Below are 16023 nucleotides of genomic sequence, written 5' to 3'. Positions count from 1 at the left end.
CGCATTCCGTCACACGACGGGAAACTGTTCCGGGCGCTCACCATCGTCGTAGACCACCCGCGGCGAACCGACGATTTTCGGGTCGGGCCCGACAGCGACCGCCTTGTCTTTGTTCGGATAGTCGAACTGGTTCAGCACATAGCGCATCGCCTCGAGCCGCGCGCGCTTCTTATCGTTCGACTTCACGACGGTCCACGGCGACTCCGCGGTGTCGGTGTAGAAGAACATCGCTTCCTTGGCGGCGGTGTACTCGTCCCACTTGTCGAGCGACGCGAGGTCGGTCGGCGAGAGCTTCCACTGGCGTACCGGGTCATCCCGACGAGCGGCGAAGCGCGCGAGCTGCTCGGCACGCCCCACCGAGAACCAGAACTTGATGACGTGAATGCCGGAGTTCACGAGCATCCGTTCAAACTCGGGCGCTGATCGCGTGAACTCGAGGTACTGGGTCGGGGTGCAGTAGCCCATGACCCGCTCAACCCCGGCACGGTTGTACCAAGACCGGTCGAAGAGCACGATTTCTCCCGCGGAGGGCAGGTGCTCGACGTAGCGCTGAAAGTACCACTGCGTGGCTTCCTTCTCGGTCGGCTTCTCAAGCGCGACTGTGCGGGCACCGCGCGGGTTGAGGTGCTCCATGAAACGCTTGATCGCGCCGCCCTTGCCGGCGGCGTCGCGGCCCTCAAAGATGATGACGACCTTCGCGCCCGACTCCTTCACCCAGGTCTGCAACTTGAGCAGTTCGATCTGCAGCAAGCGCTTCTGCCGCTCGTACACGGCACGCGTGAGCTTGCGGCTGTACGGGTAGCCCTGCTTCCAGGCGTCGACATTGCCGGGCTGGCGGCCGGCAAGCTCGGCGAGCTCGTCGACCTCGGGCGTCGTGTCGGGCACTCCCGCGCGATTGAGCCGGTAGGTGCTCGCGTCGTCGGCTTTGCTCGCCTTCGTGGTTTCGGACATAGCTACTCCCCTGGTGCGGTGCCGGTGCGGCGATGGTTACTGAGACAACTGTGCCCCACGCCGAAGACGTGGGGCACAGCAGTAGCACAAAGCTTGGGTTCCTGAACCTAGCGGCGCAGGCCCAGGCGCTGGATGAGCGCACGGTAACGCTCGATGTCGACGTCGGTGAGGTACTTGAGCAGACGACGACGCTGACCAACCAGCAGGAGGAGGCCACGACGCGAGTGGTAGTCGTGCTTGTGCTCCTTGAGGTGCTCGGTGAGCTCGTTGATGCGGGCGCTCAGCAGCGCAACCTGCACCTCGGGGCTTCCGGTGTCACCCTCGTGGGTGGCGTACTCGGCGATAATCGACTGCTTCTTTTCTGCGTTCAGCGCCATTGGCGGTGAGCCCCTTTCGTTCGCTGCGCGGCGTCGAGGGAAGGACTCCCACGACTCTCTTTGTCCGCGGCCGATTTCACGGCAACCTCAGAATGTTAGCACGGAAGGGCGTTACTTGGCGCCGAGCAGGTCGATGATGAAGATGAGGGTGCGACCCGAAAGGGGGTGGCCCTGGCCCGCCTCGCCGTACGCGAGTGCCGGGGGCACCGTGAGCTTGCGGCGGCCGCCGACCTTCATGCCGGGGATGCCGAGCTGCCAGCCCTTGACCAGCATCGCGAGCGGGAACTCGACCGACTGGCCGCGCGACCACGACGAGTCGAACTCGTCGCCCGACTCGTAGTCGACGCCGAGGTAGTGCACATTGACGGTGCCGCCGGCCTGCGCCTCGGCGCCCTCGCCAACGACGACGTCTTCGATGACGAGTTCGGTCGGGGCCGGACCGTCGGGGAATTCAACTTCGGGCTTTGTGAGTTCAGTCATGCCTTCGATCGAACCATATCTTGCAGGTCTTTTCTGTCACGTCGGGTGACCGCGAGCAGAGACTTTTCGATGGCTCGGCGATGCGGGTCGCGCTTGTCGATCGACGCGTGCTCGCGCGCGAACGCGAGCCTGGTCGCATCCTCGACGAAGTTCTTCATGGCGCGCCCCTGCTCGGGCGACTGTTCCCGCGCCCAGTGAATCGCCTTGCGGCGCAGCTGCCAGTTCGTGATCATCTCGACCTCGGCCGTCGTGAACCACCCCGCTCGGCGATACTCGTCGAGCCGATTGCGGATGATCTGGCGGTCGCGATGCTGGAGTTGCATGAGCAGCCAGCCGAAGGCGAGGAAGAGCGGAAGCTGAAAGAGCCCGTAGGAGATGATCCAGGCGAACGGGTTCTGCGCATCCACGCCGATGAGCGGCAGCAGATAGATGCTCGCGCCGTTCCAGAAGGCGTGGAGGCCCACGGCCATGACGAGGCCCAGCACGCCGGCGATGCCGAACTGCAGGGGTTTGCGCTGCTGCGCCGCCCAGCCGAGTGCGAGCCCGATCACGCCGGTAAACATCACGTGCGCGAATGGCGAGAGGATGCCGCGCACCACGAGCAGCCACACGAACTCGAGCCCGGTCGAGCCCGACGAAGCGAAGTAGACGATGTTCTCGGTGAACGCGAAGCCAGCGCCGATGACCGCCGCATAGACGAAGCCGTCGAGTGGCCCGTTGACCTCCCGCCACGCGATGATGAGGAGCACCGCGACGCCGACGCCCTTCACGAGTTCCTCGACGAACGGGCCCTGCAGCAGAATCGACCAGGCGGCGAGGCCAACCGAGTCTCGGGCGTAGGTGTTCGTCACCTCGAGCAGGAAGTTGCCGACCGTGAGCGTGCCGAGGATCGACGCGCCGGCTCCGTAAACAAAGCAGAGGACGAGCAGGATCGTCGGCTCGGGCTCCCAGCGGTCGAGGAAGTGTACGGCTAGCAGCACGAGCGTGAGCGGAATGAGGGCGGGGATCGCCATGACGATCGCGTCGAGCTGCCAGTTGACGAGCAGCCACCCGACGGCGATGAGGCCGAGTGTGAGGACGATCGACAGCACGATCATCCAGATGAATGGCCCCCGCCGATCACGGGGAAGCCGAAGAGGAACTTTGGTCGTTCCCTCAGCGAGCTCGGGCACCTCGTTCGTTGGCATCCGCCCAGCGTAGTTGCTTCAGCGCCAGGTAGATTGAGTGCCATGAAGCGAGCCATGTTTCTTCTCGGAACCGCAGTCGGATTTGTATTCGGTGCCCGGGCCGGTCGCGCCCGTTACGAGCAGATCAGAGCGGCCGCGGCGAGTGTTGCCGAATCCGAGGCAGCGAAAAAGACGACCGAGGCTGCGCAGCAGGGCCTCGACTCTGCCGTGGATGCGCTGCACCGCGTAGGCAATCGCGTGACCGAGACCTCGCGCGAGATTCCGTCACGCCTCGTGCACACGACCGAATCGCTCCGCCAGGAGCTCAACGAGGCAAACGAGCGCAACCGTCAGCGCCAGACCGAGACGATCGTGACGGCCGCCGACCTTCGCGACGAGGCGCTCGACGACCTCAGCGATAACGACGACGACGCCATGCTCGATGAGCATGGCGCCGACGATCGCAATCTGAACGAGTAACCCGAGCTACACGAGTTCGTGCATCGGCCCGGCGAGTTCCTTCGGGTCAAGCGAGTCGATGCGACGCTCCTGCTCGAGGATCTCAGCCTCGGTCAGCGAGCCAACCGAAGTCGGCTCCGGGAAGCGACCCGCAAGGGCCTCGGGGTGGAGCAGCTCGATCACGCGCTCGCGCTCGAGCAGACCGGCCTCGACGACCAGGTCGACGACCTTAGCGTTGGTGGCCAGCGCCTTCTTCGCGATCTTCGACGCCTCGGCGTAGCCGATGACGGGATTGAGCGCCGTGATGAGGCCGACCGACGCCGCGACCTGCGCCTCGGTCTTCTCCTGGTTGGCGGTGATGCCCGTGATGCAGTTCACGCGCAGGGTGCGCATGGCGCGACGCAGCCAGACCGAGTTCTGCATGAGCGTGTGCATCATGACCGGCTCGAAGGCGTTGAGCTGCAGCTGGCCCGCCTCGGAAGCGAACGCGACCGTGACATCGGAGCCGGCGATGACAAAGGCCACCTGGCTGACGGCCTCGGGGATGACGGGGTTGACCTTGCCAGGCATGATCGACGAGCCGGCCTGGCGAGCAGGCAGGTTGATCTCGCCGAGGCCGGCCTGCGGGCCCGAGGAGAGCAGGCGCAGGTCGTTGCAGATCTTCGAGAGCTTCATGGCGGCACGCTTCATCACGCTTGAGAGCGACATGAACACGCCAGTGTCGCTGGTCGCCTCGATGAGGTCGGTCGCGGTGACAAGCTCCTCGTAACCGGTGATCTCGCGCAGGTGGCGCATGATCGCCGCCGGGTACTCGGCGGGCGCGTTGATGCGTGTGCCGATGGCCGTGGCGCCGAGGTTGAGCTCAAGCAGCAGCGGCTCGACGTCTTCGAGGCGCTGGATGTCCTCGCCGAGCGTGGTGGCAAAGCCGTGGAACTCCTGGCCGAGCGTCATCGGCACGGCGTCCTGCAACTGCGTACGGCCGACCTTGAGCACCTCCTTGAACTCGAACGCCTTCTTCATGATGGCGTCCTGGAGGAGCTTGTACTCGGCGATGAGGTTCTGAGTCGAGTGGACGAGACCGAGCTTGACCGCTGAGGGGTAGGTGTCGTTGGTCGACTGCGACGCGTTCACGTGGTCGTTCGGCGAGATGTACGCGTAGTCACCGAACTCGCGGCCCGCGAGCTCGAGCGCACGGTTCGCGATGACCTCGTTCGCGTTCATGTTCGAGCTCGTGCCCGCGCCGCCCTGAATCACGCCGACGACGAACTGATCGTGCAGCTGGCCGTCGATGATGTCCTGGCAGGCCTGCTCGATATAGCCCGCTCGCTCGGCGTCGAGCAGACCGATCTCCTGATTCGCGCGCGCGGCGGCCAGTTTCACCTGCGCGAATGCGACCAGGAAGTCCGGGTACACACTGATCTGACGTCGCGCGATGTCGAAGTTCTCGACCGCACGCGCGGTATTGACGCCCCAATAGGCGTTCGCAGGAATCTTGATTTCACCAATCGAGTCGCGTTCAATGCGGAACTGATCAGACGTTGACAATGTCATCCACCTTCGTTGCGTTTGGCTCCGATGCCTCGGCTACCAGCATAATGTGAAAGACGTTCGTTTTTGCAACCCCGCTACGCGTCGGCTCCATTCTGGTAGATCCGAAGGCGCTCCAGCAGCAGGTTGACGATCGCGTCCACCTGAATGTCGTCGCTCGAGACCTCGCCGATGTCGGTGCCCTCGAGCGCGCGCGAGGCGAGGCCCTGCTTCGCGTCGATGAGCTCTGCCACGTGCGAGTCGACCGTCTGCGACGCGATGATGCGCCAAGCCGTCACCGGGATGTCCTGGCCGATGCGGTGCACGCGGTCGATCGCCTGGGTCTGCTCCGCGGCGGTCCAGCTGAGCTCGGCGAGCACAACATCGCTCGCGACCTGCAGGTTGATGCCGACGCCGGCGGCCATGAGCGAACACACGATGACCTTGACCTCGGGATCATGCTGGAACGCGTCGATGGCGCGGTCTCGTTGCGCCGCGGTCTGGTCGCCACGGATGTGCACCGCGCGCAGGCCCTCGGCCTCGAATACTTCCTCGGCCCGGTCCATCGCCTCGATGTGCTTCGCGAAGAACACGACCTTGCCGACCGAGTGCGCGAGCTGCGCCGTGTACTCGGCCGCGAGCCGCGACTTGGCGATACCGATGCGGTGCAGCATCGCGAAGATCGAGTCGCCGGCGCTCGCGGCCTTCGACTCCTCGACCTCCTGCCGGGCGAGCATTCGAAGACGGTTTTCATCGATCGTCGTCTGCGGCAGGTCGGCCGCGCTGAGCATCCGCGAGTAGCGGGCCAGGAGGCGGTCGACGAGCAGTCGCTCAGCGCGTCGAATCGACGCGCCCTCGTCGGTGTCGAGCTCGACCGGCATGTCGACGACCCGCTTGGCGGGCAGCGACTTCGCGACGTCGACCTTGCGGCGACGCACGATGCCAAGGTCGATGACGGCGCGACGGGCGGCCGCTGCGAAGCCGGCGTCGCTCGGCACGAGGCCAGTTTTGTCGAGGGCGTCGAGCAGCACAGGAGCGGGGCGATCGCCGTCTAGCCAGCCGAGCAGCTGCCAGATTGCACGGAAGTCGTCGACGTCGTTGATGAGCGGGGTGCCCGTCAGCGCCATCATGAGCGGGTCGACGCCCGGCACACGGCTGCGAATGCTGCGGGCCAGCTGCAGCACGAGCCGGCTTCGCTGCGAGGTTGGGTTCTTGATGAAGTGCGCCTCGTCGACCACCATGCCCTTGAGGCCGATGCGCTGCAGCCAGCCAATGTGACGGTCGAGGATCTCGTAGTTGACGATGAACACGTCACTGAAGGCGTCGATGTCGTTGCCGTCACCGCTGATGATGGTGGCGCGGCGGGTTGGCGTCCACCGCGCGACCTCCTGCGCCCAGTTCGTCTTCACCACGTTCGGTACGACGCAGAGCAGCGGATACGCGCCGGCCACCGACGCTGACAATACTGCCTGGGCAGTCTTGCCGAGGCCCGGCTCATCGGCGAGCAGCACCGAACGCTGCCCCTGACGAACCGCCTCGATCAGCTGTGCCTGGTGCGGCATGAGTTCGAGCGACGGGGGCGACACGCGGTCGAAGCGCGGCGGATCCGGTAGCTCCATCGACGCGGCACCGCCACCGGCGCCGGTCGCGAAGGCCTTGAGTAGCGGGCCGAGCAGCTCCCAGTTGGCAAGCCGCGTGTAGTGGTGGCTCGGTGGCCGAATCTGCGTGAGATCCGGCGAGAGGAACGGGTTCGAACGCACGCGCGCCTTAACGCTGGGGGGCATCACCTGACGCTCGCGAATGCTCTCGGGCAGCAGCATCGTCTGCGCCTCGGGTGCCATCTCTTCTTCTTCGTCGACCACCATGTCGACGCCGCCGGCAAAGAGCATTTGCTTGCGCAGCTCGCGAGCCTGGGGCGTCGTCGGCGCGTCTTCCTTGAGCAGGTTGAGCAGCGTCGTGTCTCGAGCTGCAGTCTTCGCGAGAATCGCGCCGAGGCCGTCGAGGCGCTTGAGCGACTCGTTGCGCTCCCCCGCCGGCACCGACGTGTCGGTCTTGAGGCGGGCGCGTTCCTCGCGCACGAGGAGGCCAACAACTTGGAACCTCGTGCGCATCGAGGGTGAGATACGTCCCCGCATTGCCGCAGCCTCGACCTCGCGGGCCGCCTTGGCCAGCTGCGGAATCACGCCGGTGTTATCGCCTTTGGAACGGCGGCGCCGGGTGGACTGCGTGCTCATGTGCGTGTGCGATTTCGGCGACATGCGCCTCCTTCAACAGGTGAAACCGCGGGCCGAAAACCTGCGACTCGCGGGTGACTTCAGAACGTCGGGGGCCGTGCGGCGGAACATACAGAGATCCGGGAACGCAGGGCGTCGGAACCATCTTACCCGAATCACCGCGCGCTCACGGAGCCAGACAACGCAGGTGCCATAATTGCCAATGTGACACCCGATTCAGCATCCGAGCAGCCCTTGTCCAACGCGTCTTTCTCGCGCCCGGCCTCGCGAACCTCGGGTGACTGGAGCGCGCACATCGCGACCACGCTCGACCGCCTCGCCGACACGCTCGACCGCCTCGACGACGAGCAGTGGGAAGCCCCGAGCATGTGCAGCGAGTGGCGCGTGCGCGATGTCGCCGGCCACCTCATCTGGCGGCTCGGCCTGAACAGCTCCGACATGGTCGGCTCAGCGTTCGCGAGCATCGGTCGCAAGGGGTTCAACTTCAATCGCATCGTCGCCCAGCTCGCCCGCGATGAGGCCGCGGCGCCGACGCCCGTGCTCGTCGAGCAGCTGCGTGAGATCGCGAGCAGCAAGCTCGCGGGAGATCACCGCAACGGCATCATCGAGCTCACCGAGGCGGTGGTGCACGCCTACGACGTGACCGAGGCCCTCGGTCTGCAGCTGCGGCTCAGCCCGCGCTCGACCGGCTCGGTCGCGCTCGCACGCACCAAGATGCCTTTCGGTGGCAAGGCCGTCAAGCTCGCGAGCAAGCGCTCGCTTCGGGCGACGGATGCGCGCTGGCAGATCGGTTCCGGCCCGACGCTCGATGCGACCGCCGGCGAGATCATCATGCACCTCTTCGACCGACGCCGCCTCGCCGCTAGCTGAGCAGCTCGCGGGTGCGGGCGACGTCGTCGCCGAGGCTCGCGATCAGCGCCTCGAGCGAGTCGAACTTCAGCATCGGGCGGATGAAGTCGACGAACTCGACCGTGACGGACTTGCCGTAGAGGTCGAGCGTCGCGTCGAGCACGTACGCCTCGATCTGCTTCTGCGGAACGCCCTCGAAGGTGGGGTTGTTGCCGATCGAGATGGCCGCGGGCAGTCGCTCCCCGTCGACGAGCAGCCAACCGGCGTAGACGCCGTCGGCGGGCACATAGCCCTCGAGCGTTTCGGGGCCGAGGTTCGCCGTCGGGAAACCGAGTTCGCGCCCACGCTTCGCGCCGTGCACGACGACGCCGCGCACGCGATGGTTCCGGTCGAGCGCCGTCGCGGCACCGCGCACATCCCCCTCCTCGAGCAGCTCGCGGATCCTCGTGGAGGACGCCCGATGCGTGCCGTCGTCGGAGGTGTCGTCGATGACGATGGTGTCAAAGCCGAGCTCGCTACCCCGCTCGCGCAGATAGGCGACGTCGCCCGCGCCCTTGAAACCGAAACGGAAGTCGTTGCCGAGCACGACCGCGCGCATCCCAAGCTGTTCGATGAGGAAATTCTCAACGAAGTCCGCGGGGCTCATCTGCGAGAACTCGCGAGTGAACGGCACGACCACGGTAGCGTCGACCCCGGAGTCGGCGAGCAACTCTTCCTTCTGCAGCAACGACACCACGGGCTTGGGGGCTCGCTCGGGGGCGAACAGCGCCGCCGGGTGTCGGTCGAACGTGACGACGACGCTCGTGAGGCCGCGGGCCAGCGACTCCTCGCGCACGCAGGCGATGAGGTCGCGGTGGCCGCAGTGAAGGCCATCGAACTTGCCGATCGTGACCACGCTCGGCCGAAGCGGCGCGGGGAAGCTTGCGGGGTCGTTGACGAGAATCACGCGGTCACCCCCGCGACGAATCCGGCCGGCTCAGCCCGTTCGGCGCGCGAGCGTGTCTCGAGCACGGAGAAACCAGCGAGAGGAAGCACGAGAGGAATATACAGGTAGCCACGTCCAAAGCCGCTCCAGACCGTTGCGGCGGGAAACAATTCGGGGTCGAGGCCGGAAAGCACGCCGACCGTGATGACTCCCACGAACTCGAAGCCGAGGGCGATCCACGCGAGTCGGCGCCAGACCGCGCTGCGGCCGGCGAGGGCGAGCGCGATGCCCGCGAGGAGGTAGACGACCGCGGCGATGGCGCTCAGCGTGTACGCGAGCGGCGCGACATCGAATTCGCGAATGATCTGGAAGGTGCTCCGGCCGGTTGCCGCGAGAAAGAGCACGACGTAGACGGCGACGAGGATCCGTGACTTGCCCATCAGCCCACCCAAATGGTTTGCATCCGGATCACCATAACCCCGACGGCGAACGCGGCCACCGCGAGTACGGCGTTCGACCAGCGCACGCGTTCGATGATCGCCCAGAGTCCGGCTAGTGGCGGCAGCAGTAGCGCCGCGATGAGGTACATCCAGAACTCGAGGCCGTCGCCGCGGATCGGGTTGCCGGCCGCCGGTGCGATGAGCACGGCGACCAGTTGGACGATGAGGAGCACCTCGACGAGGGCTAGTGAGCCGACCGTGAGATCGCCCGGCTTGCGGTCGGCGATCGCCATGACGAGGCACAGGATGCCCGCGGCGATCGCCACCGCGAACTGGGCCCACGAGAACCACTCGATCATGCGCCGCTCACGCTCCGCTGCGGCATGTTCATCAGAATCTTGCTCTCGCCGTCGCGGATCTTGATGAGGCCGATGAGGTCGCCTTCGGCGTCGAGCGCCGCGATCGGCCCGTCGATCGATTCGGTGCCGGCCGGTGCGGCAATGCGGCGGCCGTTGCGCAGCGCGCTCGCTTGTGCCCCGTCGGCGACAAACGAGGGGAATCTAGTCGTCGCCACCTTGGCAGGCGAAACGAGCCGGCTCTCGAGTTGCTCGTCACTCACCGTCGTCGCGTTGGCAACTCGGAAGTCTCCGACCTCGAGTCGATTGAGCGCGGTCAGATGGGCGCCAACCCCGAGGTCATTGCCGAGGTCGCGCGCGATCGCCCGAACATAGGTTCCCGAGGAGCAACCGACCCGCAGGCGCACGTCGAGCACCGGCTGCGTCGTGCCGTCGGCGAGCCCGAGTTCGCGGAACTCGGTGCCGAGCACGTGCAGCTCTTGGATGGTGACGGTGCGTGCCGCGAGCTCGACCTCCTCGCCGTCGCGCACTCGCTTGTAGCTGCGCACGCCGTTGACCTTGATCGCGCTCACCGCGCTCGGCACCTGCTGAATCTCGCCGCGCAGCTTCTCGAGGGCTGTCTCGAGGCGGTCGTGGGTGATGGCCCGGAGCTGTTCGGGTGCGGCGAGGCTCGTGACCTCACCGTCGGCGTCCTCGGTGTTCGTCGCGATGCCGAACCTGGCGGTCGCCTCGTACACCTTGTCTTCTCCGACCAGGTACGTGAGCAGCCGGGTGGCGTCGCCCACCCCGAGCAGCATGAGCCCCGTCGCCATCGGGTCGAGGGTGCCGGCGTGGCCGACCTTACGGGTGCCGAGCGCGCGCCGCGTCTGGGCGACGAGGTCGTGGCTCGTGATACCCGACGGCTTGTCGAGCAGCAGCAGGCCGTGCGGGCCTTCGGAACGTGGAGACATCCGTACGATTCTATGCCCGCGCGTCGCTAGGCTGAGTCGATGCGAGTTTCAGTGATCGGCGTCGGCGCGGTTGGCGGAACGCTCGCGGCGCTCCTGGCCCGCGCCGGCCACGAGGTGCATGCCGTGGCGCGCGGCTCAACGCTCGCCGCGGTACGCGAGCACGGCATCCGGCTGCGCGGGGTGCACGGGACGTTCTCGGCGCCGGTCAGCGCGAGCGGGCGGGTCGCGAAGGACTCCGACGTCGTGCTGCTGGCCGTGCGCACTTACCAGACGGCCGCCGCCGTGGAGCAGCAAACGACGGCGATCGGTACGACGCCCTTGGTCGTCGCGCAGAACGGCGTCCGCGGACCGGAAGAGGTGGCCCGGCTGCTCGGCCGAGTCGAAGGCGTCTACGGACTCGTTTCGACGTTCCCCGCCACGAATCTGGGTGACGCCGAAATTCATATGACCGGCCCCGGCAAGCTGACCGTCGCGGCCATGGACCCCGGCGGATACGCGGACGCACGCGAGCTTGCCGCGGCGTTCAGCACCGCCCTGCCCGCGGCCGCCTCCGACAACCTGGACGGGTTGCTCTGGATGAAGCTCCTACTGAATCAGGTCAATGCGCTGCCCGCGATCACGGGCCTCAGCGTGCAATGGGTCAGCGCGCATCCCCTGCTCGCGCCCATCCTCGCGGTGTCGCTCGAGGAACTCCTCGCCGTCGCCGACGCGCGGCGCATCCGCCTCTCGCGCGTCGCCGGCATGCATCCGCACTTCGCCAATCTCGTGCGCGACGGCTTCGCGCTCGACGTGGTGCGCGGCAAGCTCGGCCGAATGTTCGGCACAACCCCGAACCCTGCCTCGACCCTCCAGTCCATTCGGCGCGGCCAGCCCACCGAGATCGACGCCCTGAACGGCGAGGTCGTGCGCAGCGCGGCGGAGATCGGCCTGGCCGCTCCCCTGAACGAGCGCCTCACCCGGCTCGTGCACGACGTTTCGGCGACGGGACGCTTCCTGCCGCCCCGTGAGCTCGCGCGCAGGGTGACGGCATGACCTCGAAGGATGCGCTGGTCGGCACGGTCATCGACTGGTACGACCGCACGGCCCGCGATTTCCCTTGGCGCGAGCCCGACTGCAGCCCGTGGGGCATTCTCGTGAGCGAGGTCATGAGCCAGCAGACGCAGATGTCTCGGGTGCTGCCGAAGTGGCTCGAGTTCATGGCGAAGTGGCCGACGCCCGCCGACCTTGCCGCGGCGAGCGACGCCGACGTGATTCGGGCGTGGGACCGACTCGGTTACCCGCGCCGGGCAGTTGCCCTGCGCCGCTGCGCGCAGGCGATCGTCGTCGACCACGGTGGCGAAGTACCCCGCAGCAGGGATGCGCTGCTCACGCTGCCGGGCATCGGCCCGTACACCTCGGCTGCGGTCGCGTCGTTTGCCTACGGCGAAGTCGTGCCGGTCGTCGACACGAACGTGCGGCGCGTGCTCGCGCGCACGCTCCACGGCCAGCAGCACGCGTGGCTGCCGAATCATCGACGCGACGACGCCGAGATGCTCGAGGTGCTCCCGAGCGAGGCCGAAGCGGCAGCCTCGTGGAACGCCGGCTCGATGGAGCTTGGCGCGGTGATCTGTGTCGCCCGCGCGCCAGCGTGCGAGGCGTGCCCGGTCGCAGAGCTGTGCGAGTGGCACCTAGCAGGCAACCCGGAGATGCCGGCGCCGGGCCGCGCGCAGGCGAAGTTTGCGGGCTCGGACCGCGAACTGCGGGGCCGCATCATGCGCCTCCTGCGAGAGCGCGACGAGGGAGTGGTCGAGGAGGCGCTCCCCCAAGAGCTCGGCGCCCTCGACACCGAGTTCTCGGAACGCGTCACCCGCCTCGCGGATGCGCTGGTGCGCGACCAACTAGCAGTGCGGGAGGACGAATTCCTTCGCCTCCCGCACTGATTGATGGAGCTTATTCCTGCTCGTCGTCAGAGTCGCGATAGGGGTTTGATTCTCCCGCGAATCCCTTGCCGTCGCGTTCGGACGCGAGTCGCGCATCCTCTTCGCGAGCCCGCGCCAGCAGGTCGTCAATACGACCCGCGTTGTCGGGCAGGGCATCGAGCACGAACTCAATCGACGGCGTAAGCCGCACGTTGAGGTTGCGGCCCACTTCGGAGCGAATCATGCCCGTCGCGCTTTTCAGCGCGGCGGCCGACTCGACCCGCTCCTCGTCGGTGCCGTACACCGTGTAGAAGATGGTCGCGTGCTGCAGATCACCCGTGACTCGCACGTCGGTGATGGTGACGAAGCCGAGACGGGGGTCTTTGACTCCCCGTTCGAGGGTCTTCGCCACCAGCACCTTGATGCGGTCGGCCAGGCGTGCTGCCCGGGCGTTGTCAGTCACGGGGCTTCTCCACCATTTCCGTGGTCTCGATCTCGTCACCGATCTGGATGTCGTTGAACTTGCCGAGGCCGATACCGCACTCGAAGCCGTCACGAACCTCGGTCACGTCGTCCTTGAAGCGGCGCAGCGACTCGATGGCAAGGCCATCGCCAACGACAACGCCGTTGCGGATGACGCGAGCCTTCGCGTTGCGGGTAATCGTGCCCGACTGCACGAGGCAGCCGGCGATGTTGCCGAACTTCGACGAGCGGAAGATCTCGCGGATCTCCGCCACGCCCGACTGGACTTCCTCGTACTCCGGCTCGAGCATGCCCTTGAGCGAACGCTCGACCGAATCGATCGCGTCGTAAATGACCGAGTAGAAGCGGATGTCCACGCCCTCGCGAACCGCGGCAGCACGTGCCTTCTGGTCGGGACGAACGTTGAAGCCGATGATCACGGCGCTGTCGATGGTCGCCAGGTTGACGTCCGACTCGCTGATCGCACCAACACCGCGGTGAATGATGCGCAGCTGCACCGAGTCGTCGACCTCGATCTTGAGCAGGGAGTCCTCGAGCGCCTCGACGGCACCGGAGACGTCACCCTTGATGATGAGGTTGAGCGACTGCACCTTGCCCTCTTCGAGCGCGCGGGTGAAGTCCTCGAGCGACATGCGCTTGCGAGCCTTCGCGAGCTGCGCGTTGCGTTCGACCGCTTCGCGCTTCTCGGCAATCTGACGGGCTGTACGGTCGTCCTCGGTGACGAGGAACGTGTCGCCGGCGCGAGGCACCGAGCTCAGACCCTGCACCTGCACGGGACGCGACGGGTAGGCGGCCTCGACCGCTTCGCCGTTCTCGTCAAGCATCGCGCGGACACGACCGTACGCCGTACCGGCAACGATCGAGTCGCCGACCCGGAGGGTACCCGACTGGATGAGCACGGTCGCGACCGCACCCCGGCCCTTGTCGAGCTTCGCCTCGATCGCCGTTCCGCGGGCGTCCTTGTTCGGGTTCGCACGCAGGTCGAGCTCGGCGTCGGCGGTGAGAAGCACGGCGTCAATGACCTCGCGCACACCCTCACCGGTCTTCGCCGAAACGTTAACGAACATAGTGTCGCCACCGTATTCCTCAGCGATGAGCTCGTACTCGGTCAGCTGGGCGCGCACCTTGTCGGGGTTCGCACCCTCGGCGTCGATCTTGTTGACCGCGACCACGATGGGCACGCCCGCCGCCTTCGCGTGGTTCAGCGCCTCAATCGTCTGCGGCATGATGCCGTCGTCGGCCGCGACCACGAGGATCGCAACGTCGGTGACGTTCGCACCACGGGCACGCATGGCGGTGAAGGCCTCGTGACCCGGGGTGTCGATGAAGGTGATCGCGCGCTTGACGCCCTCGTGCTCGCCCCACACCTGGTAGGCACCAATGTGCTGGGTGATGCCGCCGGCCTCGCCAGCCTGAACGTCGCTGCGACGGATCGCGTCGAGCAGTCGAGTCTTACCGTGGTCGACGTGACCCATCACGGTCACGACCGGCGGACGGATCTCGAGGTCCTCGTCGGTCTCCGCCTCCTCTTCGCCCTCGAGGTCAATGTCGAAGGTTTCGAGCAGCTCGCGGTCTTCGTCCTCGGGCGACACGATCTCGATCTTGTAGCCGAGCTCTTCGCCGAGCACCTCGAAGGTGCCCTCGTCGAGCGACTCCGTCGCGGTCGCCATCTCACCGAGGTGGAACAGCACCGTTACGAGATCACCGGGCGACGCATCAATCTTGTCGGCAAAGTCCGAGATCGATGCGCCGCGACGCAGCCGGATGCGCGTCTCGCCATCACCGCGGGGAACCTTCACGCCGCCAATCGACGGCGCCTCCCGCATCTCAAATTCTGCCCGCTTCGTCCGCTTCGACTTACGTGCCTTCGACTTACCGCCGCCGCGACCAAAGGCACCAGCGGTGCCACCGCGACCGCGGCCACCGGGGCCCGGACGTCCGCCGCCGCCACCGGGGCGAGGCGCACCAAATCCGCCGCCGCCGGCGCCGCCGGGACGACCGCCACCACCGCCAGCGCCGCCGCGACCGCGGCCGCCGCCGGCGTTCTGGGGTCGCTCACCGGGCAGCACGCGGGGCTGACCCGGACGCGCCGGACCAGCGGGACCACGACCGCCAACGGAACCCGGCTTCGGGGCACCAGGACGGGGGCCACCGGGGCGCGGTGCGCCACCCTGACCCTGCTTGGGGCTGAAGGGGTTGTTACCGGGGCGCGGGCGTGCGCCCATGCCCTGCGACGAGGCGTAGGGGTTGTTGCCCGGGCGCGGGCCGCGGGGACGCGGGATGTTGTTGCCATCAGCGCCGCCGGGCTTCGGAGCGCCAGGCTTCGGCGCAGCCGCACCGGGCTTGGCCGCGGCCGACTGCCCAGGCTTGGCGCCGCCCTGGGCGGGCTTGGCCTGTGCCTCGCCGGGCTTCGGAGTCGGCGTCGGCGCGACCGCCGAGCGAGCGGCCGGCTTCGGGGCGGCGGCCTCAGCGGGCTTGTTCGCGGCCGGCTTCGGGGCCGACTGCTGACGGTTATCTACCTTTGGCGCTGCCTTCGCTGCGCCGGGCTTTGCTGCGCCGGGCTTCGGAGCGGCCGAACGAGCGCCGGGCTTCGGAGCGCCGGGCTTCGGTGCACCCGTCGCAGGCTTCGGGGCTGCAGGGGCTGCTGCTGCAGCCGGCTTCGGCGCCTCGGCAGCACTGTCGGCGCCGCCCTGTTCGGCGCGGCGCTTCAGTTCGTCTCGCAGGCGACGAGCCACGGGAGGCTCGACACTCGAGGACGCAGTCTTTACGAACTCGCCCATTTCCTGCAGGGTCGCGAGTGCGACCTTAGATTCGACGCCCATCTCGGCGGCGATCTCATGTACGCGTGGTTTTGCCACAGTTCTCCTCATCAGGGTCTGCCCCTGACGGGAGCAGACCAATTAACGGTTGTGCCTCATCGCGAGCCAC

General features: G+C 67.0%; 16 protein-coding genes. 4 read left to right on the top strand and 12 right to left on the bottom strand.

Annotated features, from left to right (window positions below):
- Positions 1–9: 9 nt before the first annotated feature.
- The 4 genes from ppk2 to M3M28_RS05745 form a co-directional block, all read right to left on the bottom strand.
- The gene (gene ppk2 / locus M3M28_RS05760) at positions 10–951 is read right to left on the bottom strand and encodes a polyphosphate kinase 2 (protein WP_249387857.1); all 942 of its coding nucleotides are present in this window, start codon (positions 949–951) and stop codon (positions 10–12) included.
- A gap of 107 nt (positions 952–1058) precedes the next feature.
- Entirely contained in the window at positions 1059–1328 is a 270-nt protein-coding gene (gene rpsO / locus M3M28_RS05755; RefSeq protein WP_249387856.1) for a 30S ribosomal protein S15, read from the bottom strand.
- Between the two features lie 111 nt (positions 1329–1439).
- On the bottom strand, positions 1440–1808 hold the full coding sequence (locus M3M28_RS05750) for an FKBP-type peptidyl-prolyl cis-trans isomerase (protein WP_249387855.1): 369 nt from the start codon (positions 1806–1808) through the stop codon (positions 1440–1442).
- On the bottom strand, positions 1805–2995 hold the full coding sequence (locus tag M3M28_RS05745; RefSeq protein WP_249387854.1) for a PrsW family intramembrane metalloprotease: 1191 nt from the start codon (positions 2993–2995) through the stop codon (positions 1805–1807). The genes M3M28_RS05750 and M3M28_RS05745 overlap by 4 nt, the downstream gene beginning before the upstream one ends.
- 54 nt (positions 2996–3049) lie before the next feature.
- Here M3M28_RS05745 and M3M28_RS05740 point away from each other — a divergent pair, with 54 nt between their 5' ends.
- Positions 3050–3454: a hypothetical protein gene (locus tag M3M28_RS05740; protein WP_249387853.1), complete on the top strand. Its 405-nt coding sequence runs from the start codon at positions 3050–3052 to the stop codon at positions 3452–3454.
- Positions 3455–3460: 6 nt separating this feature from the next.
- Here the strand turns inward: M3M28_RS05740 and M3M28_RS05735 are convergent, their stop codons facing one another.
- Both M3M28_RS05735 and M3M28_RS05730 read right to left on the bottom strand, forming a co-directional pair.
- Positions 3461–4984 (bottom strand): aspartate ammonia-lyase, encoded by a 1524-nt coding sequence (locus M3M28_RS05735; protein ID WP_249387852.1) that lies wholly within the window; start codon positions 4982–4984, stop codon positions 3461–3463.
- 74 nt (positions 4985–5058) lie between these two features.
- On the bottom strand, positions 5059–7218 hold the full coding sequence (locus M3M28_RS05730) for a DEAD/DEAH box helicase (protein ID WP_431193862.1): 2160 nt from the start codon (positions 7216–7218) through the stop codon (positions 5059–5061).
- A 210-nt stretch (positions 7219–7428) separates the two neighbouring features.
- Between M3M28_RS05730 and M3M28_RS05725 the strand changes: the two genes are divergently transcribed.
- Complete coding sequence (locus M3M28_RS05725) at positions 7429–8064, top strand: maleylpyruvate isomerase family mycothiol-dependent enzyme (protein ID WP_249387851.1); 636 nt, start codon at positions 7429–7431, stop codon at positions 8062–8064.
- Here the strand turns inward: M3M28_RS05725 and M3M28_RS05720 are convergent.
- Genes M3M28_RS05720 through truB form a run of 4 tightly spaced genes read right to left on the bottom strand, consistent with a single transcriptional unit; the run spans position 8057 to position 10714 of the window.
- The gene (locus tag M3M28_RS05720; protein WP_249387850.1) at positions 8057–8989 is read right to left on the bottom strand and encodes a bifunctional riboflavin kinase/FAD synthetase; all 933 of its coding nucleotides are present in this window, start codon (positions 8987–8989) and stop codon (positions 8057–8059) included. The two genes, M3M28_RS05725 and M3M28_RS05720, sit on opposite strands and share 8 nt — an antisense overlap.
- Positions 8986–9408: a hypothetical protein gene (locus M3M28_RS05715; RefSeq protein ID WP_249387849.1), complete on the bottom strand. Its 423-nt coding sequence runs from the start codon at positions 9406–9408 to the stop codon at positions 8986–8988. Before M3M28_RS05715 ends, M3M28_RS05720 begins: the two co-directional genes overlap by 4 nt.
- Positions 9408–9767, bottom strand: a complete 360-nt coding sequence (locus M3M28_RS05710; RefSeq protein ID WP_249387848.1) for a hypothetical protein — start codon at positions 9765–9767, stop codon at positions 9408–9410. Before M3M28_RS05710 ends, M3M28_RS05715 begins: the two co-directional genes overlap by 1 nt.
- Entirely contained in the window at positions 9764–10714 is a 951-nt protein-coding gene (gene truB / locus M3M28_RS05705) for a tRNA pseudouridine(55) synthase TruB (protein ID WP_249387847.1), read from the bottom strand. Before truB ends, M3M28_RS05710 begins: the two co-directional genes overlap by 4 nt.
- 39 nt (positions 10715–10753) lie before the next feature.
- On the opposite strand from truB, the gene M3M28_RS05700 reads away from it, so the two are divergent.
- Both M3M28_RS05700 and M3M28_RS05695 read left to right on the top strand, forming a co-directional pair.
- A complete protein-coding gene (locus tag M3M28_RS05700; protein ID WP_249387846.1) occupies positions 10754–11746 on the top strand; it encodes a ketopantoate reductase family protein in 993 nt (330 codons plus the stop codon).
- Complete coding sequence (locus tag M3M28_RS05695) at positions 11743–12633, top strand: HhH-GPD family protein (protein ID WP_249387845.1); 891 nt, start codon at positions 11743–11745, stop codon at positions 12631–12633. Before M3M28_RS05700 ends, M3M28_RS05695 begins: the two co-directional genes overlap by 4 nt.
- Before the next feature lie 10 nt (positions 12634–12643).
- Here M3M28_RS05695 and rbfA read toward each other — a convergent pair whose 3' ends face one another.
- Both rbfA and infB read right to left on the bottom strand, forming a co-directional pair.
- Positions 12644–13075: a 30S ribosome-binding factor RbfA gene (gene rbfA, locus M3M28_RS05690; protein ID WP_249387844.1), complete on the bottom strand. Its 432-nt coding sequence runs from the start codon at positions 13073–13075 to the stop codon at positions 12644–12646.
- Positions 13068–15953 (bottom strand): translation initiation factor IF-2, encoded by a 2886-nt coding sequence (gene infB, locus M3M28_RS05685; protein ID WP_249387843.1) that lies wholly within the window; start codon positions 15951–15953, stop codon positions 13068–13070. The genes rbfA and infB overlap by 8 nt, the downstream gene beginning before the upstream one ends.
- Positions 15954–16023 lie beyond the last annotated feature (70 nt).

It is taken from the genome of Gulosibacter sediminis (genome assembly GCF_023370115.1).
GTDB classification, from domain to species: domain Bacteria; phylum Actinomycetota; class Actinomycetes; order Actinomycetales; family Microbacteriaceae; genus Gulosibacter; species Gulosibacter sediminis_A.
Note: the sequence above shows the minus strand (reverse complement) of the source record. Positions and strands in the feature narration are given on the sequence as shown.